24 protein-coding genes and 1 tRNA gene are annotated in these 25,694 nt (G+C 69.9%); 13 read left to right on the forward strand and 12 right to left on the reverse strand.

Annotation, left to right across the window (positions count from 1 at the left end):
* Positions 1–40 precede the first annotated feature (40 nt).
* The 4 genes from C8D81_RS01220 (at position 41) to C8D81_RS01235 (ending at position 4,015) form a co-directional block, all read left to right on the forward strand.
* Complete coding sequence (locus tag C8D81_RS01220) at positions 41–847, forward strand: 2-keto-4-pentenoate hydratase (RefSeq protein ID WP_133625401.1); 807 nt, start codon at positions 41–43, stop codon at positions 845–847.
* Positions 847–1,101 (forward strand): tautomerase family protein, encoded by a 255-nt coding sequence (locus tag C8D81_RS01225; RefSeq protein ID WP_133625402.1) that lies wholly within the window; start codon positions 847–849, stop codon positions 1,099–1,101. Before C8D81_RS01220 ends, C8D81_RS01225 begins: the two co-directional genes overlap by 1 nt.
* On the forward strand, positions 1,098–2,570 hold the full coding sequence (locus C8D81_RS01230; protein ID WP_133625403.1) for a 2-hydroxymuconic semialdehyde dehydrogenase: 1,473 nt from the start codon (positions 1,098–1,100) through the stop codon (positions 2,568–2,570). The genes C8D81_RS01225 and C8D81_RS01230 overlap by 4 nt, the downstream gene beginning before the upstream one ends.
* Before the next feature lie 95 nt (positions 2,571–2,665).
* Positions 2,666–4,015: a phosphatidylserine decarboxylase gene (locus C8D81_RS01235; protein WP_133625404.1), complete on the forward strand. Its 1,350-nt coding sequence runs from the start codon at positions 2,666–2,668 to the stop codon at positions 4,013–4,015.
* A 239-nt stretch (positions 4,016–4,254) separates the two neighbouring features.
* On the opposite strand, the gene C8D81_RS01240 is transcribed toward C8D81_RS01235, so the two are convergent.
* From C8D81_RS01240 to C8D81_RS01255, 4 genes are all read right to left on the reverse strand, one after another.
* Positions 4,255–5,574: a PQQ-binding-like beta-propeller repeat protein gene (locus C8D81_RS01240; RefSeq protein ID WP_133625405.1), complete on the reverse strand. Its 1,320-nt coding sequence runs from the start codon at positions 5,572–5,574 to the stop codon at positions 4,255–4,257.
* A 25-nt stretch (positions 5,575–5,599) separates the two neighbouring features.
* Positions 5,600–6,958: a hypothetical protein gene (locus C8D81_RS01245; RefSeq protein WP_133625406.1), complete on the reverse strand. Its 1,359-nt coding sequence runs from the start codon at positions 6,956–6,958 to the stop codon at positions 5,600–5,602.
* Between the two features lie 17 nt (positions 6,959–6,975).
* On the reverse strand, positions 6,976–7,335 hold the full coding sequence (locus C8D81_RS01250) for a DUF2809 domain-containing protein (protein WP_166646624.1): 360 nt from the start codon (positions 7,333–7,335) through the stop codon (positions 6,976–6,978).
* A 234-nt stretch (positions 7,336–7,569) separates the two neighbouring features.
* Complete coding sequence (locus C8D81_RS01255; RefSeq protein ID WP_094360437.1) at positions 7,570–8,382, reverse strand: CDP-alcohol phosphatidyltransferase family protein; 813 nt, start codon at positions 8,380–8,382, stop codon at positions 7,570–7,572.
* A 216-nt stretch (positions 8,383–8,598) separates the two neighbouring features.
* Between C8D81_RS01255 and C8D81_RS01260 the strand changes: the two genes are divergently transcribed.
* On the forward strand, positions 8,599–9,735 hold the full coding sequence (locus C8D81_RS01260; RefSeq protein ID WP_094360439.1) for an HD domain-containing protein: 1,137 nt from the start codon (positions 8,599–8,601) through the stop codon (positions 9,733–9,735).
* Positions 9,728–11,860, forward strand: coding sequence for an alpha-galactosidase (locus C8D81_RS01265; protein WP_133625408.1), 2,133 nt, complete (start codon positions 9,728–9,730; stop codon positions 11,858–11,860). Before C8D81_RS01260 ends, C8D81_RS01265 begins: the two co-directional genes overlap by 8 nt.
* A 17-nt stretch (positions 11,861–11,877) precedes the next feature.
* On the opposite strand, the gene C8D81_RS01270 is transcribed toward C8D81_RS01265, so the two are convergent.
* From C8D81_RS01270 to C8D81_RS01280, 3 genes are all read right to left on the reverse strand, one after another.
* Positions 11,878–12,600, reverse strand: coding sequence for an ABC transporter permease (locus C8D81_RS01270; RefSeq protein WP_094407395.1), 723 nt, complete (start codon positions 12,598–12,600; stop codon positions 11,878–11,880).
* Positions 12,601–12,700: 100 nt separating this feature from the next.
* Positions 12,701–13,813 carry a peptidoglycan recognition protein family protein gene (locus tag C8D81_RS01275; RefSeq protein ID WP_208109070.1) on the reverse strand — a complete coding sequence of 371 codons (1,113 nt, stop codon included), beginning with the start codon at positions 13,811–13,813 and terminating at the stop codon, positions 12,701–12,703.
* A 120-nt stretch (positions 13,814–13,933) separates the two neighbouring features.
* Positions 13,934–14,635, reverse strand: a complete 702-nt coding sequence (locus C8D81_RS01280) for a peptidoglycan recognition protein family protein (protein WP_094407245.1) — start codon at positions 14,633–14,635, stop codon at positions 13,934–13,936.
* Positions 14,636–14,893: 258 nt separating this feature from the next.
* On the opposite strand from C8D81_RS01280, the gene C8D81_RS01285 reads away from it, so the two are divergent.
* From C8D81_RS01285 to C8D81_RS01315, 7 genes are all read left to right on the forward strand, one after another.
* Positions 14,894–15,394 (forward strand): GNAT family N-acetyltransferase, encoded by a 501-nt coding sequence (locus tag C8D81_RS01285; RefSeq protein WP_229118174.1) that lies wholly within the window; start codon positions 14,894–14,896, stop codon positions 15,392–15,394.
* A 59-nt stretch (positions 15,395–15,453) separates the two neighbouring features.
* The gene (dnaG, locus tag C8D81_RS01290) at positions 15,454–17,319 is read left to right on the forward strand and encodes a DNA primase (protein WP_133625409.1); all 1,866 of its coding nucleotides are present in this window, start codon (positions 15,454–15,456) and stop codon (positions 17,317–17,319) included.
* Between the two features lie 104 nt (positions 17,320–17,423).
* Positions 17,424–18,260: a sigma factor-like helix-turn-helix DNA-binding protein gene (locus tag C8D81_RS01295; protein WP_133625410.1), complete on the forward strand. Its 837-nt coding sequence runs from the start codon at positions 17,424–17,426 to the stop codon at positions 18,258–18,260.
* A 126-nt stretch (positions 18,261–18,386) separates the two neighbouring features.
* Positions 18,387–18,914, forward strand: a complete 528-nt coding sequence (locus tag C8D81_RS01300) for a hypothetical protein (protein WP_133625411.1) — start codon at positions 18,387–18,389, stop codon at positions 18,912–18,914.
* A gap of 37 nt (positions 18,915–18,951) precedes the next feature.
* Positions 18,952–19,024 (forward strand) — tRNA-Asn (locus C8D81_RS01305).
* A gap of 64 nt (positions 19,025–19,088) precedes the next feature.
* Positions 19,089–19,430, forward strand: coding sequence for a non-heme iron oxygenase ferredoxin subunit (locus C8D81_RS01310; RefSeq protein ID WP_094360451.1), 342 nt, complete (start codon positions 19,089–19,091; stop codon positions 19,428–19,430).
* A gap of 84 nt (positions 19,431–19,514) precedes the next feature.
* Positions 19,515–20,183, forward strand: a complete 669-nt coding sequence (locus C8D81_RS01315; RefSeq protein ID WP_133625412.1) for a potassium channel family protein — start codon at positions 19,515–19,517, stop codon at positions 20,181–20,183.
* Positions 20,184–20,377: 194 nt separating this feature from the next.
* On the opposite strand, the gene C8D81_RS01320 is transcribed toward C8D81_RS01315, so the two are convergent.
* The 5 genes from C8D81_RS01320 to C8D81_RS01340 form a co-directional block, all read right to left on the reverse strand.
* Positions 20,378–21,166 carry an IclR family transcriptional regulator gene (locus C8D81_RS01320; protein WP_094407215.1) on the reverse strand — a complete coding sequence of 263 codons (789 nt, stop codon included), beginning with the start codon at positions 21,164–21,166 and terminating at the stop codon, positions 20,378–20,380.
* A 78-nt stretch (positions 21,167–21,244) separates the two neighbouring features.
* Positions 21,245–22,321, reverse strand: a complete 1,077-nt coding sequence (dmpG, locus tag C8D81_RS01325) for a 4-hydroxy-2-oxovalerate aldolase (RefSeq protein WP_094360457.1) — start codon at positions 22,319–22,321, stop codon at positions 21,245–21,247.
* Positions 22,318–23,289 (reverse strand): acetaldehyde dehydrogenase (acetylating), encoded by a 972-nt coding sequence (locus C8D81_RS01330; protein ID WP_267489514.1) that lies wholly within the window; start codon positions 23,287–23,289, stop codon positions 22,318–22,320. The genes dmpG and C8D81_RS01330 overlap by 4 nt, the downstream gene beginning before the upstream one ends.
* Before the next feature lie 27 nt (positions 23,290–23,316).
* Complete coding sequence (locus C8D81_RS01335) at positions 23,317–24,126, reverse strand: 2-keto-4-pentenoate hydratase (RefSeq protein ID WP_094360459.1); 810 nt, start codon at positions 24,124–24,126, stop codon at positions 23,317–23,319.
* A gap of 131 nt (positions 24,127–24,257) precedes the next feature.
* On the reverse strand, positions 24,258–25,676 hold the full coding sequence (locus C8D81_RS01340) for an alpha,alpha-trehalose-phosphate synthase (UDP-forming) (protein WP_133625413.1): 1,419 nt from the start codon (positions 25,674–25,676) through the stop codon (positions 24,258–24,260).
* Between the last annotated feature and the right edge of the window lie 18 nt (positions 25,677–25,694).

The raw sequence follows: 25,694 nt of genomic DNA on the forward strand, positions 1-25,694 counted from the left end.
CTAGGGTTGAACTCGCAATACAGCGAATCGAGGAGGATCCATGGCCCAGTGGGACGAGCAGAGCGTCGGCGAGGAATTGTTGGCGTGTGAGGCCGAGCGACGTGACCGGGAACCGTTCACCGACGAATGGCCCGAACTGGACGTGGACACCGGTTATCGGATCCAGGACGCCACCCTGGCCAAGCGGCTGGCCCGCGGGGAGAAGCTGATCGGGGTCAAGCTCGGCCTGACCAGCGAGGCCAAGCAGAAGCGGATGGGGGTGTACGCCCCCTTCGTGGCCTGGCTGACCGATGCGATGGTCCTCGAACCCGGCCAGCCGGTGCCCCAGGACAAGTTGATCCACCCGCGGATCGAGCCGGAGATCGTCTTCACCATGAAAGATCGGCTGTCCGGCCCCGGTGTCACCCGGGACAGCGCGATGGCCGCGGTCGGCAGCATCTCCCGCGGCGCGGAGATCATCGACTCCCGCTACAAGGACTTCCGGTTCAAGGCCGGTGACGTGATCGCCGACAACGCCTCCTCCGGTGCCTTCGTCGTCGGCGCCGACGAGGTCAACCCCGACGACATCGACCTGGTGAACGAGAAGGTCGAGGTCTACACCGACGGCGAACTGGTCTACACCGGTACCGGCGCCGATGTGCAGGGTCATCCGGGTGAGGCGCTGGCGCTGGCCGCCAACGACCTGGCCCGCCGCGGCCTGGCCATCGAGCCGGGCTGGATCGTGCTCACCGGCGGCATCACCGACGCCGTCTTCGCCCCGCCCGGTAGCCGGACCGAGGCGAAGTTCTCCACCCTGGGCGAGATCACCATCGACGGGGGAGAGCCGGCCGAGAAGGCGGCCGGCTGATGCCGATCGTCGAGGTCACCCTGGCCGAGGGGCGTACCCCGGAGAAGCTCCGGAACCTGATCACCGCACTCACCGACGCGGTGGTCGACACCGGGGTCGGCCCCCGGGAATCGGTGCGGGTGATCCTGCGTGAGGTCCCCGCCACCCACTTCGCCGCGGCCGACGAAACCCTCGCCGAACGCGCCGAACGGCGTACCCGCGAAGCCGCGGAATCGCAACCACAGCAGCAGAATCAAGAAGGGTCAGTGAAATGAGCAATCGCAAGGAGATCACCGTTCGGCAGCTGCCGAACTTCATCAACGGCGAATACGTCAGCACCGACGACACCTTCGACGTGCTCTACCCGATCACCGGTGAGGTGACCGCGAAGGCGCACCGCGCCGGGCAGCAGCAGGTCGACGACGCCGTCGCCGCCGCCCGCGCCGCACTCAGCGGACCCTGGGGCAAGCTGTCGGTGTTCGAGCGTTCCGCGATGGTGAAGGCGATCGCCGAGGGTGTCCGCAAGCGCTTCGACGACTTCCTCGAGGCCGAGGTGCTGGACACCGGCAAGCCGTACGCCACCGCCAGCCACGTCGACATCCCGCGCGGCGGCGCCAACTTCGAGGCCTTCGCCGACGTGCTCAAGGAGCACGCCACCGAGGCCTTCCCGATGCCGACCCCCGACGGCCGCGGCGCGCTCAACTACGGCGTGCGCCGCCCGCGCGGAGTGATCGGAGTGATCTCGCCGTGGAACCTGCCGCTGCTGCTGATGACCTTCAAGGTCGGGCCGGCGCTCGCCTGCGGCAACACCGTCGTCGTCAAGCCCTCGGAGGTCACCCCCTCCACCGCCACCCTGCTCGGTGAGGTGATGAACTCCGTCGGCGTGCCCGAGGGTGTCTACAACGTCATCCACGGTTACGGCGACACCGGTGAGATGCTCACCTCCCATCCCGGGGTGGACGGCATCACCTTCACCGGTGAGACCGTCACCGGCACCCACATCCTGAAGGCGGTGGCGCCGACGCTGAAGGCGTCCTCGATGGAGATGGGCGGCAAGAATCCCGGCATCGTCTTCGAGGATGCGGATCTCGACGTCGCGGTCAACGAGCTCGGCCGGGCGTCGTTCCTGAACACCGGCCAGGTCTGCCTGGGCACCGAGCGGATCTATGTGCACGAGTCGGTCTTCGACGAGTTCGCCGAGAAGCTCACCGAGTACGCCAAGAACCTGCGCTACGGCTACCCCGATGAGAAGGAGACCACCTTCGGACCGGTCGTCTCCGACGAGCACCGCGACAAGGTGATCAACTACTACAAGCTGGCCCAGGACGAGGGTGCGGAGGTGCTGCACGGCGGCGGCGCGCCCAGCTTCGGCGACGAGCGCGACGGTGGCTCGTGGGTCGAGCCGACGATCTGGAAGGGCCTGGCGCACGACTCCCGAACGATGACCGAGGAGATCTTCGGCCCCTGCACCGGGTTGATCCCGTTCACCGACGAGGACGAGGTGATCAAGCTCGCCAACGACACCAAGTACGGACTGGCGGCCACCTTCTTCAGCTCCGATGTGTCCCGGGTGCACCGGGTCGCGCCGCAGCTGGAGGCCGGGATCATCTGGGTCAACAGCTGGTTCCTGCGCGATCTGCGGACCGCGTTCGGTGGCATGAAGCAGTCCGGCATCGGCCGCGAGGGCGGTGTGCACGGGCTGGAGTTCTACACCGAGACCTCCAACGTCTGCGTGAAGCTCTGATCCGACGCGGAGTCGCCGCGGGGATCGCCGCGGGGGTCGTGGTTCCGGTCATCCCCTAGGGTTGGCCCGGAACCGCGACCCGACGGAGGCGATCGATGGGGCACACCCGCCTGTTCCTGCAGCACAGCCTGGCCAATTACAAGACGGTCGGGGCGGTCCACCCGACCTCGGCCCGGGCGGCCCGGGCGATGGCCGCCGAGCTGATCCGCCGCGACGGGGCGCCCACGCGGGTGCTGGAGATCGGCCCCGGGGTCGGCCCGATCACCGCACAGATCGTCAAGGCGATGGGGCCCGAGGACACCCTGACCTGTGTCGAGCTGATGCCCGAGTACGCGGAGGTGCTGCGCCGCCGGTTCGCCGACGAGCCCGACTTCCGGCGCGTCGCCGGGCGCAGCGAGGTGATCACCGGTGATGTCCGCGAACTCGCCGAGGACGCCGAGTTCGATGTGGTGATCGCCTCGGTACCGTTCAACACTCTCGGCGAGAAGACCACCCGCGGCATCTTCGAGGTGATCCGGCGGGTGCTGCGGCCCGGCGGCACCTGCACCTACATCGAGTACGCCTGGCTGCGCGGTTTCCGGCAGGCCTTCGACCGGTTCACCGGTCGCGGTGGTGGGCACTCGGACTTCCTCGATGATCTGCTGGACCGGCACCGGTTCCGGACCGACCTGGTGTTCGGCAACATCCCGCCCGCCTGGGCGCACCATCTGCGCTTCACCGACGCCCCCGATGCGGAGGCCGAGGAGGTGGGCCCGGCGCGGGTGCCGACCAGCGTTCCGCTGACCCGCCGGATGCACATCGACCGGGACGGCGTGGGGATCGCCGCCGGTGCGGCGGTGGCCACCGGGCTGGTCGGGTTGGCCGGCCGCGGGACACAGTCACGCCTGGCCCGGGGAGCATGGTTGCTGCCGGCCGGGCTGGGACTGGCCGGGGCGGCGTTCTTCCGGGACCCGGTACGCGAGGTGCCGGCCGACCCGGAGGCGATCGTCTCCTCGGTGGACGGCAAGGTCCTCAGCGTGGAACGGCTGGACTCCGACGAGCATCTCGGCCCGGGTCCGTGGCTGCGGATCGCGACCTTTCTGTCGATCTTCTCGGTGCACATCAACCGCTCCCCGGTCGCCGGGCGGGTGGTCGAGGTGATCGACCGCAACGAGGGCGGGTACGCCGCGGCGATGAAACCGGCCGCCGAACACAATGTCGCCAAGACCGTGGTGCTGCAGACCACCCGCGGCCGGGTCGGGGTCACCCAGCGCACCGGCATGGTGGCCCGCCGGATCGTGGTCCGGCACGGTGCCGGCTCGGTGCTCGCCAAGGGCGAGCGGTACGGGCTGATCCGCTTCGGCTCCCGGACCGATGTCTACCTCCCCGCCGACCGGGCCGAGGCCGTGGTCAGCAAGGGGGCCGTTGTGCATGGTGGCGAGACGATGATCGCCCGCTGGCGCTGACCGACGTTCGTCGAGTAGCGGGCCCGGCGCAGCGAAGCGGAGCGTGTCCGTGCCTGCGGCCGATGCCCGGGAGCAGCCCAGTGAGCAAACGCTCCTTCTTGCGTGGCCACCCAGTCGGTGCAGGCCCTCGCCTCGCTGCTCCCACCGGAATCTGCGGCTCGATTCCCGACCGGCGCCCGGATCGGCGGATTTCTCGATCGAGCCGCAAATTCTGGCTGGTCAGCGGGGACCACAACGGGTCAGGCCGGCCGGTGGCGCCAGATCCGCACGGCGCCGGTGCCGTCGGTGACGACGATGTCATTGTCGATGTAGCGGGGAAACCCGGGTAAGGCATCGGAGCGCTCGGTCCCGGACCGGTCCAGCGCGGTGACCCGAGTCTCGCGCGAACCTGCACCCACCCAGAGATAGCCGTTCGTCACGCCATGGACGAAACGCAGGTCGTCGAGTTGCCCAGGGCCATGCAATGGCTGGGGATCGCTCAGTCGCTGACTCCACATCGCGTAGGTCGACCCTGTCGGGGCGTTGCTGACCCAACTGGCGAAGGGGATACCGTCGAGGTCGGTGCCAAGGCCGACGAACGAGCGCTGGCCCAGTTCTGGGCCGAGTTCGCCGCCGGGCAGTGCGACGGGTCGAGGCTGCAATGGGTTGGTCAGGTTTCGATCTGCCCGGTCAAGCAGTGCGATACCGGCAGTGGCGTCCTGCCACCGTCCGGGTTCGGACAGTCGCCATCGTTCCCGGCCGGTCCGGGCATCGAGGGCCAGCGGCGTCGGAAGGGTTCCGCCGTCGTCGGGAGTGGCTACTCCGAGGGCCAGACCGTCGACCAACTTCTGGGTGAGGACGCCGGGGATCTCCCACAGTTTCTCGCCGGTCGCCGGATCGAAACCCATCGTCACACGGGGCGTGCCATCGGTTGGTCCGTACCCGGTCCCATGGGGCGGGTCGCCGCCGATGTTCACCACGACCACGTCACGGGAAGCGCCGACGATACTCGGGAAGATGTTGTTGCGGCCCTTGGCGCCGACGGAGTCTCTCGGCACCGGTGGCAGCACCGGGGCACTCCAGAGCAGTCGTCGATCCACCGCCGAGAACGCCAGCAATCCCTTGCCCTCGGTCAGCGTGGCCCGGTCGGCGGTGCACCCGGCGTCGCCCGGACACGGATCTTGGTAGTACTGCTCGACCAGCAGACCCCCGCGATCATCCGCCGTGGCCCAGCCGTCCGTGGTGAACAGGCTGACCCGGCCGATCTCGGGCAGGGTGAAGGTTTCGGGCAGATCGCGGCCGTTCCACTGCTCTGCGCCGGTCCGTAGATCGATGACGCTGAAAGCGCCGCCCCCACCGAGGACCAACGTGTTCTCGTTGAGCCTGGTCACCTGGCGGTCCACACTCCGTACCGCCAGGTTGGGATCGACCGGTATCTCCTCGGTGATCAATCGGGGCAGCTCGGGGCCCCGGTAGACCGGTGGACCGGTCGGCGTGGGTGCGGGCTCGGTGCCGCTCCCGGTACACCCCGTGACCACCAGCATCAGGCAGCTCGCGGCGGCGACCAGGGTGCGGAGCATCCGATGAGGTTAATCCGCGCGCGGGTCAGCCCGGCCGATGGCGCCAGATCCGCGGGGGCCCACCTGGGCCCCCGGTCACCAGGAGCTCGTCGTCGACGTAACGGGGGAACCCGGGGAGTGGATCGGAGCGGACGGACCCGGTCCGGTCGATCGCCGTGACCCCGTTCTCCGGAGCGCCGAGAGTCTGCCAGGCGTACCCTCGGGCGACCCCGACCACCGAACCGAGCCCGTCAACGCGCGTCGCCCCCGTCCATGGCTGCGCGTCACGAAATCCCTGACTCCGCACCGCGTATCCACGGCTGCCCGGGACGGACTCGATCCAGATCGCGTACGGGACCCCGTCGCTGCCGCTCCCCAGGCCGACGAAGATCTCGTCCTGCGGCAGTTCCGCCCCGACCTCGCCACCGGGCAGGGAAACCAGCCGGGGTGTGGTCGCCCGGTTGGTCGAGAAGTCTCGCCGGCGCAGCAGCCCCAGACCCGGGGTCACCTCCACCCAGTCACCCGCCTCCGCCGCGGGCAGGCGCCAGCGCTCGGTCCCGGTGCCGAGATCGAGCGCCACGGGCACCGGCGGGTTCGCGCTGTCGGCCGGCGCGGCGATGCCCAGCGCCAGATCATCGACGACCTGCTGGATGAGGACGCCCTGGACCTCCCACAGGCGTCGCCCGGATGCCGGATCGAGCGCGAGCGTCATCGGCGGCGGTCTGCCCGGTAGGTACCGGGTCCCGTCACCGGGGTCGGCGCCGATGTTGACCACGACGGCCTTCGCGGTCGCGGCGACGACCTTGGGGAAGCGCCAGCGGTTCTCCTCGGCCACCGGGGTGTTGCCCGGCACCGATGGCAGCAACGGCGCGCTCCAGAGCAACCGCCGATCCGCGACCGAGAACGTCAGCAAGCCCTTGCCCTCGGTCATCCCGGGTCGGTTGTCGGGGCACGGCTGAGCCTTGTCCGGGCAGGGATTCTGATAGTAGGACGCGACCAGGATGCCCCCGCCGCCATCATCGGCGGCGCGTACCTCGGATGAGGAGGCGCCGACCCGACCGATCCCGGGCACCTCGACCCGTTCCGGCAGATCGGCCGAGCTCCACAACTGCCGCCCGGTACGCAGATCCAGCACGCTGAAGCCCGCGCCACCCTCGGCACCACCACCACGGACGACCACGGTCTCGGTGCCGGTCCTGACCACCGGACCGTACGCCTCCCGCACCCAGACGCGCGGGTCGACCGGCACCTCCTCGGTGACCAACCGAGGCAACTCGGGGCCCTGATACATCGGTGGCCCCGTCGGGGTAGGCGTGGGGGCGGGCCGGGGCTGGTCGACTGTGGCCGTGCAGCCGGTGACCGCGAGCACCAGGCAGGCGGCGACGGCGGTCAGGGTGCGGAACACCCAGTGAGAGTACGCAGTCAGCGGGCCAGTACGAGCGTGGCGAGCAGGCCGCCCGCGACCAGCCACAGCAGGTCCATCGGGTCGAACACCCCGCCGAGCACGAGGCCCGCGCCGGGCACCGTCGCCGCGATCCGCTGTGGCAGCTCGGAGAGCTGCCACAGTTCCACCCCGCAGGCCAGGACGGTCCCGATCAGCCCGGGCAGCAGCGCACCCCGGTGCGCCAGCAGCAGTGCCCAGATGCCGACGGCCGCTGCGGCGTACATCGCCGAACCGACCGCATCGGTACCGGGCAACTCACGAAACGGCTGGACCGCGAACCCGACCACCAGGGCGACGATGAGGACCAGGACTGCCCGCTTGCGGGTCGGCGTACGCACTCGACAATCCCAGCGGACCGCGGGCGGTCCGGGCATCGCCCGTCGGTCCGGGCATGGTGTGCGATGCCCCGACCGAAGTCCGATGCCCCGACCGAGCGGGTCGGCCCGGGGAGGCGCTCATCTCGACACGCTGACCCGGCTCGGCTTCGCTGCGCCGGGTCAGCTACTCGATGAGCGTTGGTGGCTACCCGGCTCGGCTTCGCTGCGCCGGGTCAGCCACTCGATGGGCGTTCGCTACTCGGGGAGGGCGTCGGCGTCGTCGGGGGCGAGCCGGTAGCGCAGGGCGAGCAGCGGGCCGCTGAGCAGGAAGGTGCCGATCACCGCCACGAAGACGGTCGGCATGCTGATGATCGCGCCGATCCCGACCAGGCTGAGCAGCCAGGTGCGGATCCGCAGCATCTGGTTCAGCTTGGGATAGGGCAACGAGGAGACCATGGCGGCGGTGCAAGCGAGGATCAGGATCATCGCCGGTACGAACCCCAGCCGCGGCACCGCCAGACTGCTGCCGATCAGGATCAGCGCGGCGATCGTCGTCGGCAGTCCCTGGAACCAGGTGCTGTTGTAGGGGGTGACGTTGAAGCGGGCCAGCCGGACCGCGGCGGCCAGTGCCATCGCGATGCAGGCCCCGGCGACCAGCCACGCGGGCCCCCGATCGGCCAGCCAGTAATAGGTGACCAGCGGGGTCGCGATCCCGAACGAGGCCATGTCGGCCAGCGAATCCATCTGGGCGCCGAACGGGGTCGACACCCCGAACTTCCGCGCCAGGCTGCCGTCCAGGCCGTCCAGGGCGATGCACCCGAGCAGACAGCCCCGGGCCTCGGTCAGCCCGCCGTTGGCGGCGAACAGGATGGCCGCCAGGCCGAGCAGGATGCTGCCCAGGGTGCAGGCCTGCACCAGGGCGAAGCCGATCATCCGTTTCGCGCTCCGGTCCCCGCAGACCAGTTGCTCCCGGCAGCTCGGCTGCGGGGTGTTGTTCGGGTGCTGCCGGTCCGGACGCAGCGCGAGCCCGCTGAGCCGCTGGTGCGGCCGCATCGGTTGTTGGCTCATCTCCGTCCTCCTCGGGCGCGTTGCTCAGTCACGATAACGGTCCTCAGGGGATTTCACCGGAATTCCCCCGATCATTCGAGCCGGAACCTGCCGCGGTGTGGAACGATTCGGCACCCGGAAACGTTGAGTTCCCGCACCCGTCCCGCCCCGGGAGCACTGCTCGCCCGCGGTGCAGTAGGGTCGGGCACCGATCCTGCGATCGCCTCTAGGAGAACGATGTCCCAGCCGCTGCCGCGGGCTGTGCAATGGGCCGCCACGATGGCCGGCCACCAGGTTTCCGACGACGGTACGCCCAGTGCGCTGGTCCGGGCGCACCGCGATTCGGCCGCCGGCATCGACCTCGGCCGACGCAACGGCCGCGAGGAGCGTGAGGCCCGCGAGGCGGCGTTGTTCAGCCCCGGTGCCACCCTGGCCCAGGGCGCCGGCAACCGCGCCGTCGAGGAGGAACCCGACCCCGAACGCACCTGTTTCGAACGGGACCGGGACCGGATCGTGCACTCCACCGCCTTCCGCCGGCTGGCCGGCAAGACCCAGGTCGTCGTGCACCCCGCCGATCACGAACGCACCCGGCTCACCCACGCCCTCGAGGTCGCCCAGGTGGCCACCTCGATCGCCCGCGGCGTCGGGGTCAACGTGGCGCTCGCCGATGCCATCGCGCTCGGTCACGACTGCGGCCACGGGCCCGGTGGGCACGCCTCCGAGGACGCTTTCGACCACTACATCCCCGAGGGCTACGACCACGGTCCGTGGGGCGCCGACGTCGTGCTCACCCCGCTCAACCTGTGCGCCGAGACCCTCGATGGCATCCGTAACCACTCCTGGTCGCGGCCCGCGCCCGGCACCGTCGAGGGTGAAATCGTGTCCTGGGCGGACCGGATCGCCTACTGCGCCCACGACCTGGAGGACGCGGTGCACGCCGGCATCGTCGCCGAACGCGACATCCCCGCCGAGATCGCCGACATCTGCGGTCGGACCCGGCGCGAACAGCTCGGCACCTTCGTGCATGCGGTGATCGACGGTGTGCTCGAATCCGGCCAGGTCGGCATGGCGCCCGAACCGGCGGCCGCACTGGCCGGGCTGCGCGCCTTCAACTACGAACGCATCTACACCCGGCCGACCTCGCTGGCCCAGGCGAGTGCGGTGGTCCGGTTGCTGTGTGCGCTCACCGAGCACTACGCCGAGCACCCCCGCGATCTGCCCGGACAGCCCGCCGTGGACCCCGGCAGCCCCGAGGCGCTGCGGGCCGCGGTCACCTGGATCGGCGGGATGACCGACCGGTACGCCTTCGACACCGCGGTCCGTGTCCTGGACTGGCCCACCGACCAGCTACCCCAAGGAATCGACCGTGCCTGACCCGGCCAGACCGACGCACCCGATCCACCTGCGGGGCGAGGGCACCAGTGTGATCTTCGAGCTCGACGACGAGCAGGCACCGGCGGTCGTGCACTGGGGCGCCGACCTCGGCGAGCTGAGTGCCGAGGACCTCCTGGAGCTCGCCCGCGGAACCGCCGAGAGCACCCGCACCAACGGGGCCGATGTGCCGATGCGGCTCGGCATCCTGCCCGAGCAGCGCACCGGCTGGGCCGGCCGGGCCGGGGTGCTCGGCTCCCGATCCGGGCGCGACTGGTCCCCGGCCTGGCGGCGCACCGGTGTCGACCAGCAGGAGCGCTCGGTGCGCTTCGACCTGGTCGATGAGGCGGCCCGGTTGACCGCCACCCTCACCGTCGAGCTGCTCACCGGCGGTGCGCTGCGGCTGCGCGCCGAGCTGACCAACACCGGTGCCGAGGACTACCAGCTCGACCGGCTGAGTCTGGCGCTGCCGGTCCCGGAACGGGCCACCGAGATCCTCGATCTGGCCGGCAGCGGCGTACACGAACGCGTCCCGCAACGTCACCGACTGCAACAGGGCCGCTGGGAGCGGGAGTCCTGGCGGGGGCGTACCGGTGCCCAGGCCGCCACCATGGTGCATCTCGGTACGCCCGGCTTCGACTTCGCCGACGGCGAGATCTGGGCGGTGCACACCGGCTGGAGCGGCAACCACAGCCACCATGCCGAACGGACCTGGTCGGGGCAGCAGGCGATCGGCGGCGGGGAGGCGCTGTTCCCCGGCGAGGTACGCCTGGCCGCCGGCGAGTCCTACACCAGCCCCTGGTTGTACGCCAGCCACGGCCGCGGCCTCGACGAGGTCGCCGGCCGGTTGCACACCTGGCTGCGGTCCCGGCCGACCCACCCGACCCGGCCGCGTCCGGTCACCCTCAATGTCTGGGAGGCCGTCTATTTCGACCACTCCCTCGAACGGCTGCTGCCGATCGTTGAGCGGGCCGCCGAGGTCGGTGTGGAACGGTTCGTGCTCGACGACGGCTGGTTCGGCGCCCGCCGCGATCAGCGAGCCGGCCTGGGTGACTGGGTGGTCTCGCCCGAACCCTGGCCGGACGGGCTCGGGCCGCTGATCGATCGGGTGCACCAGCTCGGGATGGAGTTCGGGTTGTGGATCGAACCGGAGATGGTCAACCTCGACTCCGACATCGCCCGCGCCCACCCCGACTGGGTGATGGCCACCGGCGACCGACTGCCGCCGGCGCAGCGCGACCAGCAGGTGCTGAACCTGGGTATCGCCGAGTGCTACGACCATGTCCGCGACCAGTTGGTGGCGCTGCTGGATGAATACGACATCGGTTACTTCAAGTGGGACCACAACCGGGATCTGATCGATGCCGGTACCGCGCCGGACGGCCGGCCCGGGGTGCACGCCCAGACGCTCGCCTGCTATCGGTTGATGCGCGAACTCAAGGAACACCAACCCGGGTTGGAGATCGAGTCCTGCGCCTCCGGCGGTGGCCGCGTCGATCTCGGGGTGATGGACATCTGCGACCGGATCTGGGTCTCGGACAACATCGACCCGCACGAACGGCATCGGCTGCACCGCTGGAGCAACCAACTGCTCGGCTGGGAGCTGCTCGGCAGCCACATCCCCTCACCGCGGAACAAGGTCACCGCCCGGGTCAGCGACCTCGGTTTCCGCGGCGCCACCGCGCTGTTCGGGCATCTGGGCATCGAATGGGATCTGTCCGAGGTGAGCGATGCGGAACGGGCCGAGGTGGCCCAGTGGGTGGCGCTGCACAAACAGGTCCGTGACTGGGTGCACCGCGGCCGGATCCATCGCAGCGACCCCGCGACCGCGCTGCAGCTCGACGGGGTGGTCGCCGAGGATGGCTCACAGGCGCTCTACAGCCTGGCGCAGCTGGACATGCTCGATACCGGCCGGGCCGGCACGGTCCGCCTGCCCGGCCTCGATCCCGACCGTCGCTACCGGCTGCATCGGGTCGCACCGACCGGTCCCCGGCTGGCGAACCGGGGCGCCCCGGCCTGGTGGGGCAGCGAACCGGTGCTGTCCGGCCGGGTCTGGGGCAGTGTCGGTGTCCAGGCGCCCGAGCTGACCCCGGACCAGGCCGATATCTGGCATCTCGTCGCCGAATGATCGGCGCCGCGGACTGATCAGGGCCGCAGCTGGCCCCGCAGATCGGCGGGCAGCAGTTTCGCCGCGGCCACCAGCCGGGCGGCGACGGTGACGGTGATCGTCTGGGCGGCCATGATCCCGACCAGCACCAGGATCTGCGCGGCACCGGCCTGCAACGGGCTGCCGCCGCCGAGCAGCACGCCGATGAACGCACCCGGCAGGGTGACCAGGCCGACGGTGCGGGTCTGGTCGATGTTGGGCACCAGCGCCTCGGTGCGCGCCGGATCGACCAGCTCGGTGAGCACCTGGTGCCGCTCCAACCCGATCGACAGCCCCGCCTCGTACTGCGGCTGCTCGCCGCGCAGCTGCGCGAAGGCGCGGCGCGCGAACAGGGTGTGGCCGGTCATCGTGTTGCCGCCGATGATGCCGGCGATCGGGATCAGCGAGGCGCCGTTCAACGGGGCCGCACCGGTGGCGAAGACCACGACCAGCACCGGCAGCAGACCGCAGCCCATGGCAAGAGCCACCCACCACCAGCGATCGCGTACGCCACAGCGGCTCGCCGAGGTGCCCACCGCGACCGCGAACATCAGCAGCACCAGCGGCGCCGCCAACCACAGGTGTCGGATGGCGACGACGATGATCAGCGAGATCGCGGCGAGCTGCAGCACCGCGCGGACCGCGGCGACCGACAGCTCCCGCGCCAGCCCGAGCCGGGACAGCACCGAGAACAGCATGGCCAGCCCGACGAGCAGCACGATGGCGGCCAGCAACGACCAGCCCAGCTGTCCCTCCACGCGGCAAACTCTAGGCCGGTGGACCGACAACCGGGCCGGTGGGCCGCGGCCGCGGACCGGAACCTCAGCCGGCGAGCAGCGAACGCCAGGTCAGCGGACCGACGATGCCGTCCACTTCCAGCTTCTCCCGGGTCTGGTACGCCTTCACCGCGGCGAGTGTCTTCGGGCCGAAGGAGCCGTCGACCGCGATCCGGGCGCCGGCGGTGTTCAGCGCGAACTGCACCGCCCGGGCCAGATCTCCGGTCGCCCCACGCCGGGCGACCACGGCCAGCTTCGGCCAGGTCTTCGGGCCGATCACCCCGTCGGCGCTGAGCCGCTGGGCGCGCTGGAAGGTGGTCACCGCGGTCTGGGTCGCCGGCCCGAAGGACCCGTCGACCTGCAGACCACCGGCCGCCCGGTGGTGCCGCAGCAGGTGCTGGGCGGTGCGGACCGCGTCACCGGTGCTGCCCCGCTTGAGCACCGGCCAGGAATCGGCGGGCGGGGGCGGGGGAGGCGGTGTGGGCGTGCCGCCACCGCCGAGCACCTTGGCGACCTCGCTGCGGAACCGCGCCAGGTCCTTGTGGAAGGTGTCACCGGGGCAGACCGTCGACGAGCCGATGCTGTCGCGGTGCCCGATGATCTGGGACACCGGGATCTTGTACTGCTGGCACAGCCAGGCGACCAGCTGCACCAGCGCCCGGCGCTGCGCCGCCGGCGGCAGCTGGGCGGTGTAGGTGCCCTCGTTCTCGATGCCGATGCCGGTCCGGTTGCTGCCGGGGGCGTGGATGCCCTCGATGAAGTTCTTCCCGCCGATCGCCGCGGCCAGGCTGCCGTGCCGGGCCTCCATCACCACGCCGCCACGGGAGACGGTGAAGTGCTGACCGGAGTCACCCCAGCCCTTGTCCATGTGCCAGTTCTGGATCTGTCGGGACAACCGGAACGCCTGGGCCTGCGAGGTGTCGCTGACGTTCTGGGTGGCGGTGTGGTGGATGACCACGTAGGTGGGCCGGTAGCCGAGGGTGTTCAGCCGCCGGTCGGGATTGCGGGCACCCCACTGGGCGGTGGTGTAGATCCGGGGGCGGGCGACGGCGGCGTACGCGGCGCCACCGATGCCGAGGGCGGCCACGGTGCCGACGGCGGCCGCGCCACCGATGAGGGCTCGGCGGCTGAGCCGCGGCTGGGTGATCGGGGTGTTCATGGGGCGTCCTCCTAGGTCTGCGATGAACCTAGGGCTCGCCCGGTGCCCGGGGAACCTCGGTGACTGCGGAACTTTCCCTTGCCTGGAAGGGGAAACTTCCGCTTGCTGCGGGTCGCGAAATCAGCTGTTGGCGCGCTGGAAGGCGGTCACCTCGGTGCGCAGCCGGGGCAGGTCGGCATGGAACCGGGCCCCCGGGCAGTCGGTGTTCGAACCCTGGCTGTCCCGGTGGCCGATGATCCGGGAGACCGGGATCCGGTACTGCCCGCAGAGCCAGGCGAGCAGTTGGACCAGGGCCTGCCGCTGGGCCGTGGGCGGGAGCTGGGAGACGTAGTCACCCTCGGTCTCGATGCCGATCCCGGTGCGGTTGCTGCCGGGAGCATGGACGCCCTGCACGAACCGTCGACCGCCCTGGGCCGCGGCCAGGCTGCCGTGCCGGCCCTCCAGCACCACGCCGCCGCGGGAGACGGTGAAGTGCTGGCCCGAATCACCCCAGCCCTGTTGCATGTGCCAGTTCTGGATGGAGCGGGCGAGGGAGTACGCCTGGTTGCGCGAGGTGTCGCGGGTGTTCGCGGTGTCGGTGTGGTGCACCACCAGATAGGTGGGTCGATAGCTCAGCGTCCGCAGGCTCCGGTCGGGGCTGCGGGCACCCCAGTCATCGGTGCCGGCGACCCGGGGAGCGCCGACCAGCGGCTGCGGCGTACCGTCGTCGCGGAACAGCGCATAGCCACCCAGGCCGAGGGCCGCCGCACCGGCGGCCGCGCCACCGCCGAGCAGGGCGCGACGGCTGACCCGTCGCTGCCCGGTGCTCGGGTAGGGGTCCATCGGTCCTCCTGGCCTGCGGCGAGAATCCCTGTGTCAGCAGAGAAAGACTGCCGGCAGGTGAAGGCGGTCCTGATTCGAGGGTAGCGCCGGAACCAAGCCCGGGACGTGGACTCAGGGTCGTTTCAGGGCCCCCACGGTCATCGATTAGGCCGCCATGCGCCTTTCCCCACGGTCATCGAGTAGGCCGCCATGCGGAGCGAAGCGGAGCAATGGCGGCCGTGTCGAGATGACCTCGCCCAGTCGGCGTAGGTTGACACCATGGACACCATGGCGGAGGAGGGTGAAGTCGTCGAGGTAGGGGGACAGCGGTTCCGCTTCGACCGCGCCACCCGGGAGGACGTGCCGGCGATCGTGGCGATGCTGGCCGACGACCCGCTCGGTTCCGGACGGGAGAGCGGGGTGGAGGAGGCCGGTTATCGGGCGGCCTTCGACGCCATCGACGTCGACCCGGCCCACCTGCTGGTCGTCGTCCGGGATCGGGCGGGTGAGCCGGCCGGCACCATGCAGTTGACCCTGTTGCCCGGACTGTCCCGTGGCGGCGCCACCCGGCTGCAGATCGAGGCGGTCCGGATCGCTGCGGCGTACCGCGGCCACGGACTGGGCACCGCGATGATCGAGTGGGCCCACGAGCACGGCCGCCGCAACGGTGCCCGGCTGGTCCAGCTCACCACCGACAACTCGCGCACCGACGCGCACCGGTTCTATGAACGGCTCGGCTACCGGGCCAGCCACGTCGGGATGAAGCGGCCACTGGACTGAGCCGGACCGCACCGGACGGGCGGGCTGCGGGCTTCGAACCGGCGCGTACACTGCACCCCGTGGCGGGCAGGATCTCGGATGAGGACGTGGCGGAGGTACGCAACCGTGCCCGCATCGAGGAGGTCGTGGGGCAGGTCGTCGCACTGCGCAACGCCGGCGGCGGATCGCTGAAGGGCCTGTGTCCGTTCCACGACGAGAAGACCCCCAGCTTCCAGGTCACCCCCAGCAAGGGCTTCTACTACTGCTTCGGCTGCGGTGAGGGCGGCGACGTGCTCAGCTTCCTGATGAAGCACGACAACCTGTCCTTCACCGAGGCCGTGGAGAACCTGGCCGACCGGGTCGGGGTGCAACTGCGCTATCTGGACGGCCCCGGGGCACCGCGCACCGAGCCGGGCCTGCGGACCCGGATCCTGGAGGCGAACGCCGCCGCCGCCGAGTTCTTCTCCGGGCAACTGGCTGGTTCGGACGCGCTCGCCGGCCGGCAATTCCTTGCCCAGCGGGGATTCGATCGTGCCGCCGCCGAGCACTTCGGCATCGGCTGGGCGCCGCGCGGGGGCAAGGAACTGCAGCGTTTCCTGCAGAACAAGGGATTCTCCCGTGCCGACCTGGTCAAGGCCGGTCTCGCCCGGGAGTCCGGGTGGGATTTCTTCCAGGGCCGGTTGCTGTGGCCGATCCGGGACTCCTCCAAACAGGTCGTCGGCTTCGGTGCCCGGCGGATCTTCGACGACGACCGGATGCCCGCCAAATACCTGAACACCCCGGAAACCCCGGTGTACAAGAAATCCCACGTGCTCTACGGCCTCGATCTGGCCCGCAAGCAGATCGGGCAGAAGTCCCAGGCGGTCGTCGTCGAGGGCTACACCGACGTGATGGCCGCGCACCTGGCCGGGGTGGACACCGCGGTCGCCTCCTGCGGCACCGCCTTCGGTGAGGACCATGCGCGCACCCTGCAGCGGCTGATGGGCGGTGACGCCTTCGCCGGCGAGATCATCTTCACCTTCGACGGTGACGCCGCCGGTCAGGCCGCCGCGCTGAAGGTCTTCAGCTTCGACCAGAAGTTCATCTCCCAGACCTATGTGGCGATCGAACCGACCGGGTTGGATCCGTGCGACCTGCGGCTCGACCACGGCGAGGCCGCGGTCCGCGAGCTGGTCGCCCGCCGGGTGCCGCTGTATCGCTTCGTGATGAGCAATGTGTTGTCCCGGTTCGACCTGGACCGCGCCGATGGTCGCCTCGGGGCGCTGCGGGCCGCGGCACCGTTGGTGTCCTCGATCCGTGACACCTCCCTGGTGTCGGGGTATGCGCGGGAGCTGGCCGGGATGATCGGCATGGACGTCGACGAGGTACGCCGCGAGCTCGCCCGGGCGGCCCGTCGCGGCGGTGCCCCGGAGGAGGACGCGGCCCCGCAGCCGCAACCGGCCCGGGAGCGGTCCGGTGGGATGCCGTGGCCGGATCCCCGGGATCGACGCCTGGTGGTGGAACGTGACATCGCCAAGCTGCTGCTGCAGCAACCGGAGCTGTTCGGCGCCGACTGGCAGCAGATCACCAGCGACGACTTCACCCATCCGGCGTACGCCGCGGTGCTGACCGCCTGCCGGTCGGTGGCCGAGGCGGGTCCGCGGGGCGGGGACGACTGGGCGCAACGGGTGCAGGCCGCCAGCGGTGACACCGAGCTCCGCCAGCTGGTGGTCGCGCTCTCGGTGGAGCAGCTGCTGCACACCGCCGACGAGGCCTATGTAGCGGCGTACGTGGCGAAGCTGCGGCTGCTGACGGTGAATCGCCGGATCGCGGACCTGAAGTCGCGGCTGCAGCGCACCAATCCGGTCGAGCAGCAACCGAGCTACAACCAGATGTTCGCCGAGCTGTTGTCCCTGGAGGCCGACCGCAAGACCCTGCAGGTGCGGACCCTGGGGGCCACCGACTGAGGGTGGATGTCAGCGGGCCGGAGGAATCCGTGTCGTCCGGTTGTTGACTCCACAGGAGGGCCGATCGGCCGCTCGATCCGGCCGGTGGCGACCATGGTGTGGGCATGGAGTACTGCACGGTGGAAGCGGCCGAGGTGTTGAGCGCGGCCGAGGAGATCGAGCTCGCGCGGCGGATCGAGGTCGGGCTGTACGCCGACCGGTTGCATCAGGCTGGTGGGCATCCGGCCGCGACGATGGCGCAGCTGGACCGGTTGGTCGCCGAGGGGGAGTCGGCGGCCGAGCGTTTCCTGATGGCCAATGTGCGGCTGGTGTCGATGGTGTCGCGGCCGATGGCCCGGGCCACCGGTGCCTGCGAACCGGACCTGTTCCAGGAGGGGTTCGCGGCGCTGGTGACCGCGCTGTATCGCTTCGACCACCGGCACGGCACCCGGTTCGCGACCTATGCCCTGCCCTGGATCCGTTCGGGGGTGGCCGAGGCGATCGGGCGGCAACAGGTGTCACCGGCGCCGATCGACCGGGTCCGGATCCGGCAGCAGTGGTGGCGGCTCGCCCAGAGCCTGCGCCGGGAACCGCGTGCCGCCGAGGTGGCCGAGCTGCTGGGCGTACCGGCCAATCGGGTGGAGCGGGCGATGCATGCCGAGGCGACGGTGCTGCTGTTCGACGGGGCCAACCACCACGAACCGGCCGACCCGACCGCCCAGCAGCGGCTGAGCCGGGTCGTCGACGCGCCGGCACCGGTGCATGACTGGCTGGCCGCCCTGCCCAAGCTGGAAGCCCGGGTGCTCTGGTTGCGGTTCGGTTTCGCCGGCGAGGTGACCTCGTACGCCGAGACCGCCCGGATCCTGCACCTCGACGCCTCCCGGGTGCGCCGACTGGAGCACCGCGGTCTCGACCGGCTGCGCGAGGTCTGCCACACCGACGACCTGCCCGCCGCCGGCTGAGCGAGACGCACCGCTGGTTGAGCGAGCGCCAGCGAGTCGAAGCCACCGCCGGTGGAGTTGCGTTCGCTGGTTGGCGAGCGCCAGCGAGTCGAAACCACCGCCGGTTGAGGACCCTAGGATGGCGCCATGCCCCTGTTCCGCCGCCAGCAACCGAAGCTCGACAAGACGACCGCCGACGGACTGGCCGAGGCGTACACCGAGCGGTTCGGCCGCCGGATCTCCCGCCCGATCGTGGCGACCGAGAACGACGGGTTGTGGACCGTGCTGCTGCCCGATGCGCTGGCGGTGCAGCGCGGCGATGGCTGGCTTTTCGTCGGTTGGCACGAGATCGACCGCGGCGGCTGGAACTCGCAGAACTCCGAGTTGCGCTGGGAACTCGTCGACGGCCGGCGGGGGAGCGTGCTGCTGGACAACCCGGGTCGGGTGCCCGAGGTCTTCGCCGAGCGGGTCGCGGCCAGCATCGTGGTGCAGCAGCATCTCGACATCGAGGGCACCCGGGAGGGTGCGGTGGTCAGCGCCCGGCGCGACCTGGGGGACCGCTCCGCACCGCTGCTGTGGCGCACCCGACGGGGCCGCGGCACTCCCGATTCGGCCGAGGTGCGGGAGCTGCTGGGGGCCGAGACCAGGCGCCTGCAATCCGATTACGACATTTGAGGCGATCCTGCTAGAGTTTCCAACCGCGCCACGGCGATCCCCCGTAGCTCAATTGGCAGAGCATTCGACTGTTAATCGAAGGGTTACTGGTTCGAGTCCAGTCGGGGGAGCAAGATCGAACAGGCTCCTGACCACAGCGGTCAGGGGCCTTTTTCTTTCGCTAGGCTCACTGCCGTGAGCGAAGCTGTCAGGGTTGCCGATGTCAACGAGCTGGAACCGGGTCAGGCGATGAAGATCGACGCCGAGATCGCCGGTACCGAGGACGACGTCTGCCTGGCCCGCACCGCCGACGGCACCTTCTATGCCGTCGACAACACCTGCAGCCACCAACTCGCCTGGCTCGATGAGGGCTGGGTCGAGGGGGACACCATCGAGTGCCCGGTGCACTCCTCGGAGTTCTGCCTGAAGACCGGTGTACCGCTCACCCTGCCCGCCACCGAACCGGTCGCCACGCACCGGGTCGAGGTACGCGACGAGGGCGTCTGGCTGCTGCCCGACGAGGTCACCGAGGACTGAGCCGCGGCGGCCGCGGAACCGGACCGGTGGCCCGGCTGGCGCGAACGGTGGCGGGTCGGCGGATCTGGTCGGCATCATGCTTCGATGGAACGAAGCGCACGCTGGGACCGCATCACCAGCACACCCCTGCTCATCGCGGCACTCGCCTTCCTCGCGGCGTACGCCATCCCGATCCTGTGGCCCGGTCTCAGCAACCCCGGTTTCGAATGGGTCATCCTGGTCGTCTGGGTGCTGTTCGCGATCGACTATCTGGCCAGGGTGGTGCTCGCCGAGAACCGGCTGCGCTACGTTCGCACCCACCTGATCGACCTGGCCGCGATCGCGCTGCCGATGCTTCGCCCGCTCCGGCTGCTTCGTGTGGTCACCATTCTCTCGATCCTGAATCGTCGCGCCTCGGTCAACCTTCGCGGCCGGGTGGCTGCCTACCTGGTCGGCGCCACGACGCTGCTCGGGTTCTGTGCGGCCCTCGCTGCACTGGATGCCGAGCGGTATGCCCCCGATGCCACCATCACCACCTTTGCGGATGCGGCATGGTGGACACTGACGACCATGACCACGGTCGGTTACGGCGACTGCTATCCGGTCACCGCCACCGGACGCTGGATCGGTGCCGGGCTGATGATCGGTGGCATCGCGATCCTGGGTACGGTGACGGCCACGATCGCGTCATGGTTGGTCGAACACATCAGCGAGGGCAGTGAGGTCGAACGCCTGCGCGCCGAGATCGCTGAGCTCAGACGCAACCGGGAATGAGGCGACGATTGCGGCCTGTGCCTCGACATCGCACCCGATCGGTCCACCTCGCACCCAACCCATGGGCGTGCAACGGGTGCGAAGTGGACCGGACGGGTGCGAAGTCGAGGGCTGGGTTCGGGTGCGTTCATCTCGACACGCGCCGCCGGCTCCGCTGCGCTGCGCCGGCGGCGCTACTCGATGAACGTGGGGGGTCAGGAGGGGAGGCGGCTGCGGCGCAGCATCCGGTGCCGGGCGGCGTACGCCTGGGAGGCCTTCACGCAGACCTCGCGCAGGGCGTCGGCCTGGCTGCGCGGGTCGAAGTGCTGGGTCGGGCCGGAGACCGAGAGCGCGGCCACCGGCGTACCGGTCGCCGACAACACCGGCGCGGCGACGCAGTTGAGCCCCATCCGGATCTCCTCGCGGTCGAAGGCGATCCCGCTCCGCCGGATGTGCGCCAGCTCGTTGCGTACCTGGCCCGGATCGGTCACGGTGTTCGGGGTCCACTGCGGCAGCTCACCGCCCAGCACCTGCTCGATCAGCTCCGGATCGTGGCTGAGCAGCACCTTGCCGACCGCGGTGCAGTAGGCGGGGATGCGCCCACCGATCCGGGAGGGGGAGGGCACCTGGTGCAGGCCGTGCAGCTTGTTCAGATAGACCACATCGGTGCCGTCGAGCATCGCCAGATGCACCGTCTGCCGGGTGCGTTCATAGAGGTGCGCCAGGAACGGGGTGAGGACGTCGCGGACCTCCTCGACCTCGGGCAGCAGCACCGGGGCGGTGAGTTCGGTGAGCAGCGGGCCGAGCCGATAGTTGCTGCCCGCCCGTTCCACCGCGCCATTGCGTTCCAGCATGCCGAGGACCCGGAACGCGGTCGATTTGGACAGATCGGTGCGCCGGGCGAGCTCGCTCACCCCGACCCCGGACTCGGCCTCCTTGCCGAAGGCCCCGAGCAGGGCCAGCGCCTTGTCCACCGCCGTCCGGCTGTCCCTGTTCCCGGTCAATGTCGCCTCACTCCGTCGTCCGCGGCGCCAGTCTAGCCAGTGCGGCGCCGCGGACGTACGGGTGAAATCACCCGTATTTCAGCTCGCGCTGGGCTCCTTGGCCTTGTTCGCCATCGCCACCGCGACGTCGATGATCATGTCCTCCTGGCCGCCGACGTAGCGGCGTCGGCCGACCTCTTCGAGGATCTCGTACGCCGGCACGCCGTAGCGCTCCGCGGCCCGCTCGGCGTGGAACAGGAAGGAGTTGTAGACCCCGGCCTTGCCCTGCACGATCGAGGAGCGTTCCATGATCGGCAACCGCGGGATGATCGGGCGCATCACATCGTCGGAGGCGCTGAGGATCTTCTTCGGGTCGATGCCGGTCTCGATGCCGACCCGGTCGAAGGCGGCGACCAGCACCTCGGTCGGCGAGTTGCCGGCACCGGCACCCATCGCGCACAGCGAGCCGTCGATCTGGTCGGCGCCGGCGCGGACCGCGAGCACCGAGTTGGCGACACCGAAGCTCAGGTTCTGGTGACCGTGGTAGCCGACCTGGGCCTCGTCACCGAGCTCCTGCTTCAGCGCGGTGACCCGATCGGAGACGTCCTCAAGGATCAGCGCACCGGCGGAGTCGACCACATAGACGCACTGGCAGCCGGCGTCCACCATGATCCGACCCTGCTTGGCCAGATCCTCCGGGGTGGTCATGTGCGACAGCATCAGGAACCCGACGGTCTCCAGGCCCATCTTGCGGGCCTCGGTGAAGTGCTGGATCGAGACATCGGCCTCGGTGCAGTGGGTGGCCAGCCGGATGATGTCGATACCGCGCTCGCGGGCCTCCTTCATCTCGTGCACGGTGCCCAGCCCGGGCAGCATCAGCGCCGCGATCTTCGCGTTCTTGACCACGTCCTTGGCCGCGGAGATCAGGTCCATCTCGTTGGTGCCGGAGAAGCCGTAGTTGAACGAGGATCCGGCCAGCCCGTCACCGTGGGTGACCTCGATGACCGGTACGCCGGCCTCGTCGAGGGCGCGGGCGACGTCGGTGACGTTCTCCTTGGTGTACTGGTGCCGGATCGCGTGCGAGCCGTCGCGCAGCGTGGTGTCGGTGATCCGCACCTTGTACTTCGGCTTCTCGGCTCCGGCCGTCTGCTCGGTGGTGCGCTGGTCGTCGCTCATGCCTGGGCCCCTTCCTGGGCGGCGTGCTCGGCCATCCGCTGGACCAGCATGTCGCCGGTCCGCGCGGCGGCGGAGGTGATGATGTCGAGGTTGCCGGCGTACTCCGGCAGGTAGTCGGCGGCGCCGCGGACCTGTACCAGGCAGGTGACCCGGCCCCAGTCGTTCCACTCCGGGCGGGCGTGGTCGAACTGCGGTTCGGCGGTCAGCCCGTAGCCGGGCACGTAGTCCTGGACGGTCTTCACCATCTCCTCGATCGACTCGCGGATCCGGTCCTGCACCTCACCCGGCTCGGCGGCCTCGGCGGGCAGCGAGCAGTAGACGGTGTTGCGCATCATCAGCGGCGGCTCGGCCGGGTTCAGGATGATGATCGCCTTGCCGCGCTCGGCGCCGCCGACGACCTCGAGGGCCTTGGAGGTGGTCTCGGTGAACTCGTCGATGTTGGCCCGGGTGCCGGGGCCGGCCGACTTGGATGCGATCGAGGCCACGATCTCGGCGTACTCCACCGGGACGATCCTGCTCACCGCGGCCACCATCGGGGTGGTCGCCTGGCCGCCGCAGGTGATCATGTTGACGTTGTCGATGTCGGTCAGCGAATCCAGGTTGACCGGCGGGCAGAGGTAGGGGCCGACCGCCGCGGGGGTCAGGTCGATCGCCTTGATCCCAGCCTCCTTGTAGCGCGGCGCATTCGCGGCATGCGCCTTGGCGCTGGTGCACTCGAAGACGAAGTCGGGCAGCTTTTCCTGCTGCAGCAGCCAATCCACGCCCTCGGCGGAGACCTCCAGGCCGAGCCGCTTGGCGCGCGCCAGGCCGTCGGACTTCGGATCGACACCGATCATGTAGGTCGGCTGGATCTGGGTGGAGCGGCGGAACAGCTTGAACATCAGGTCGGAACCGATGTTGCCCGGACCGACGATCGCTGCGGTGTAGGGACGCCCGCTGGCATCGGGCAGTTCGGTGGTTTCGGACACGGTGTGGTCCTTTCGTTCGTCGGTTGGTCAGTCGAAGTTGATGGTGAAGGAGCCGAGCTGGCCGTAGTCGGCGGTGACGCTGTTGCCGGCCTGCACCGCGACCGCGGCGCAGAAGCTGCCGGGCAGGATCACCTGGCCGGCGCTCAGCCCGACGCCGTGCTCACCGAGGGTGTTCGCGAGCCACTGCAGCGGTGCCGCGGGGTGACCCATCACATCGGCCCCGGTGCCGGAGCCCCTGGCCTCACCGTCGACGCTGATCGTGCACTGCACGATCGGCAGGTCGTCCTTGTCGAGCCGCAGCGCTTCCTCCGACCAGGCGATCGCACCGTAGGAGGCGTTGTCGGCGACGGTGTCGACGAGCTTGATGTTCCAGTCGGCGACCCGGGAGTCGATGATCTCGATCGCCATGTGCACGGTGTCGATGGCATCGACCGCATCGGCCAGGGTCACCCCCGGCCCCTGGAGATCCTTGCGCAGCACGAACGCGAACTCGGGTTCGACCTTGGGCTGGATGAAGTTCTTCGAGTCGAAGTGGGCGTTCTCGTGGCCGATGAACCGGTCGTCGTCGAACATGAAGCCGAAGTCGGGGGAGTCCACCCCGAGCGCCTGCTGCATGGCCAGCGAGGTGAGGCCGATCTTGCGGCCGATCAGCCGGCCACCGGCGTCGGCGAGCTGCTTCTCCTGGATCTGCTGGATCGCGTACGCATCCTCGACGGTCATCCCGGGGAGCTGTTCGCGGAGCGGCGGGATCGGCTGCTTGGTCTGGTACGCCTGCAGCAGATCCGCTGCGAGCTGCTGGTACTGCTCGGTGCGCTGCTGCGTCGATTGATCGGTCATCGGGCCTCCTTGCTCCTCGTCTGAAACGATCGTAGGAGCAAGCACGCCACCCGGCGGCGCCCTGTACCGCCCTCCGGAACAGGCGTGTGGTCACTCCTCGCTGGTGCTCGCTCAGCCGACGTACCCGCGGATCACTCCTCGGTGAGATCCTTCATGAAACGGTTGGCCCAATGGTCGATGTCGTGCTCGAAGACCTGCTTGCGCATCGCCTTCATCCGGCGCCGCAGATCGGCCGGTGAGGCCGAGGCCGCCTCGGTCATCGCGCTCTTCAACCCGTTGATGTCATAGGGGTTCACCAGGAACGCCTGCTTCAGCTCCTTGGCCGCGCCGGCGAACTCGCTGAGCACCAGCGCACCCTCCCCATCGCGGCGGCAGGCGACGAACTCCTTGGCGACCAGATTCATCCCGTCCCGCAGCGGGGTCACCACCATGATGTCGGCCGCCGAATAGAGCGCCGCCATCTCGGTCCGCGGATAGGAGGTGTGCAGATAGGTGATCGCCGGCATCCCGATCCGGCCCAGGTTGCCGTTGATCTTGCCGACCAGCCGATCGATCTCGTCGCGCAGCAGCTTGTATTCCTCGACCCGCTCCCGGGACGGGGTGGCGACCTGGACGAACACCACCTCCTCGGGATCGAGCGTCCCCTCCGCGACCAGCTCGCCGAAGGCCCGGATCCGCTGCTTGATCCCCTTGGTGTAGTCGAGCCGGTCCACCCCCAGGAACATGGTGCGCGGCTGACCGAGATCCTCACGGATCTGCTTGGCCCGCGCCTCCACCTCCGGTTCGGCGGCCAGCGCTTCGAAGGCCCTGGCGTCGATCGAGATCGGGTACGCCTTGGCGCGCGCGACCCGGCCGTCGGGCAACCGGATCGCATCGCCCTTGGTCTCCAGCCGCAGCAGGTGGCGTACCAGCCGCAGGAAGTTCTGCGCCCCGCCGGGGAGCTGGAAGCCGATCAGATCTGCGCCGAGCAGCCCGGCGACGAGCTGCCGGCGCCACGGCAGCTGCAGGAACAGTTCGGTGGGCGGGAACGGAATGTGCAGGAAGAAGCCGATCCGCAGGTCCGGGCGCAACTCGCGCAGCATCTGCGGCACCAGCTGCAGCTGGTAGTCCTGCACCCAGACGGTCGCATCCTGGTCGGCGACGGCGGCGGCCCGCTCGGCGAAGCGCCGGTTCACCGCGACATAGGCGTCCCACCACTCGCGGTGGTATTCGGGGAAGGCGACCACGTCGTGGTAGAGCGGCCACAGGGTGCCGTTGGAGAAGCCCTCGTAGTATTCCTGCACCTCGGTCGCGGACAGCTCGACCGGGACCAGGTGCAGGCCGCCGTCGGTGAAGGGTTCCAGGGTCTCATCGGGCGCCCCGTGCCAGCCGACCCAGGCACCGTCGTGGGCCCGCATCACCGGCTCCAGGGCGGTCACCAGGCCGCCGGGGGAGGTGCGCCAGTCCACCGAGCCGTCGTCGTGGACCACCCGATCCACCGGCAACCGGTTCGCCACCACCACGAAGCTCGCGGTATCGGTCTGCTCGGTCTCTTTTCGGTTGCGCGCCATCGGCTGTGTGCCTCCTCG

Source organism: Enemella evansiae, from assembly GCF_004362375.1.
Taxonomy (GTDB): domain Bacteria; phylum Actinomycetota; class Actinomycetes; order Propionibacteriales; family Propionibacteriaceae; genus Enemella; species Enemella evansiae.

Bases quoted from the DNA above. Each gene is read 5' to 3' on its own strand.
- C8D81_RS01220 (WP_133625401.1), top strand. From the start codon at position 41: ATGGCCCAGTGGGACGAGCAGAGCGTCGGCGAGGAATTGTTGGCGTGT.
- C8D81_RS01225 (WP_133625402.1), top strand. From the start codon at position 847: ATGCCGATCGTCGAGGTCACCCTGGCCGAGGGGCGTACCCCGGAGAAG.
- C8D81_RS01230 (WP_133625403.1), top strand. From the start codon at position 1,098: ATGAGCAATCGCAAGGAGATCACCGTTCGGCAGCTGCCGAACTTCATC.
- C8D81_RS01235 (WP_133625404.1), top strand. From the start codon at position 2,666: ATGGGGCACACCCGCCTGTTCCTGCAGCACAGCCTGGCCAATTACAAG.
- C8D81_RS01240 (WP_133625405.1), bottom strand. From the start codon at position 5,574: ATGCTCCGCACCCTGGTCGCCGCCGCGAGCTGCCTGATGCTGGTGGTC.
- C8D81_RS01255 (WP_094360437.1), bottom strand. From the start codon at position 8,382: ATGAGCCAACAACCGATGCGGCCGCACCAGCGGCTCAGCGGGCTCGCG.
- C8D81_RS01260 (WP_094360439.1), top strand. From the start codon at position 8,599: ATGTCCCAGCCGCTGCCGCGGGCTGTGCAATGGGCCGCCACGATGGCC.
- C8D81_RS01275 (WP_208109070.1), bottom strand. From the start codon at position 13,813: ATGAACACCCCGATCACCCAGCCGCGGCTCAGCCGCCGAGCCCTCATC.
- C8D81_RS01280 (WP_094407245.1), bottom strand. From the start codon at position 14,635: ATGGACCCCTACCCGAGCACCGGGCAGCGACGGGTCAGCCGTCGCGCC.
- C8D81_RS01285 (WP_229118174.1), top strand. From the start codon at position 14,894: ATGGACACCATGGCGGAGGAGGGTGAAGTCGTCGAGGTAGGGGGACAG.
- C8D81_RS01295 (WP_133625410.1), top strand. From the start codon at position 17,424: ATGGAGTACTGCACGGTGGAAGCGGCCGAGGTGTTGAGCGCGGCCGAG.
- C8D81_RS01300 (WP_133625411.1), top strand. From the start codon at position 18,387: ATGCCCCTGTTCCGCCGCCAGCAACCGAAGCTCGACAAGACGACCGCC.
- C8D81_RS01315 (WP_133625412.1), top strand. From the start codon at position 19,515: ATGGAACGAAGCGCACGCTGGGACCGCATCACCAGCACACCCCTGCTC.
- dmpG (WP_094360457.1), bottom strand. From the start codon at position 22,321: ATGAGCGACGACCAGCGCACCACCGAGCAGACGGCCGGAGCCGAGAAG.
- C8D81_RS01335 (WP_094360459.1), bottom strand. From the start codon at position 24,126: ATGACCGATCAATCGACGCAGCAGCGCACCGAGCAGTACCAGCAGCTC.
- C8D81_RS01340 (WP_133625413.1), bottom strand. From the start codon at position 25,676: ATGGCGCGCAACCGAAAAGAGACCGAGCAGACCGATACCGCGAGCTTC.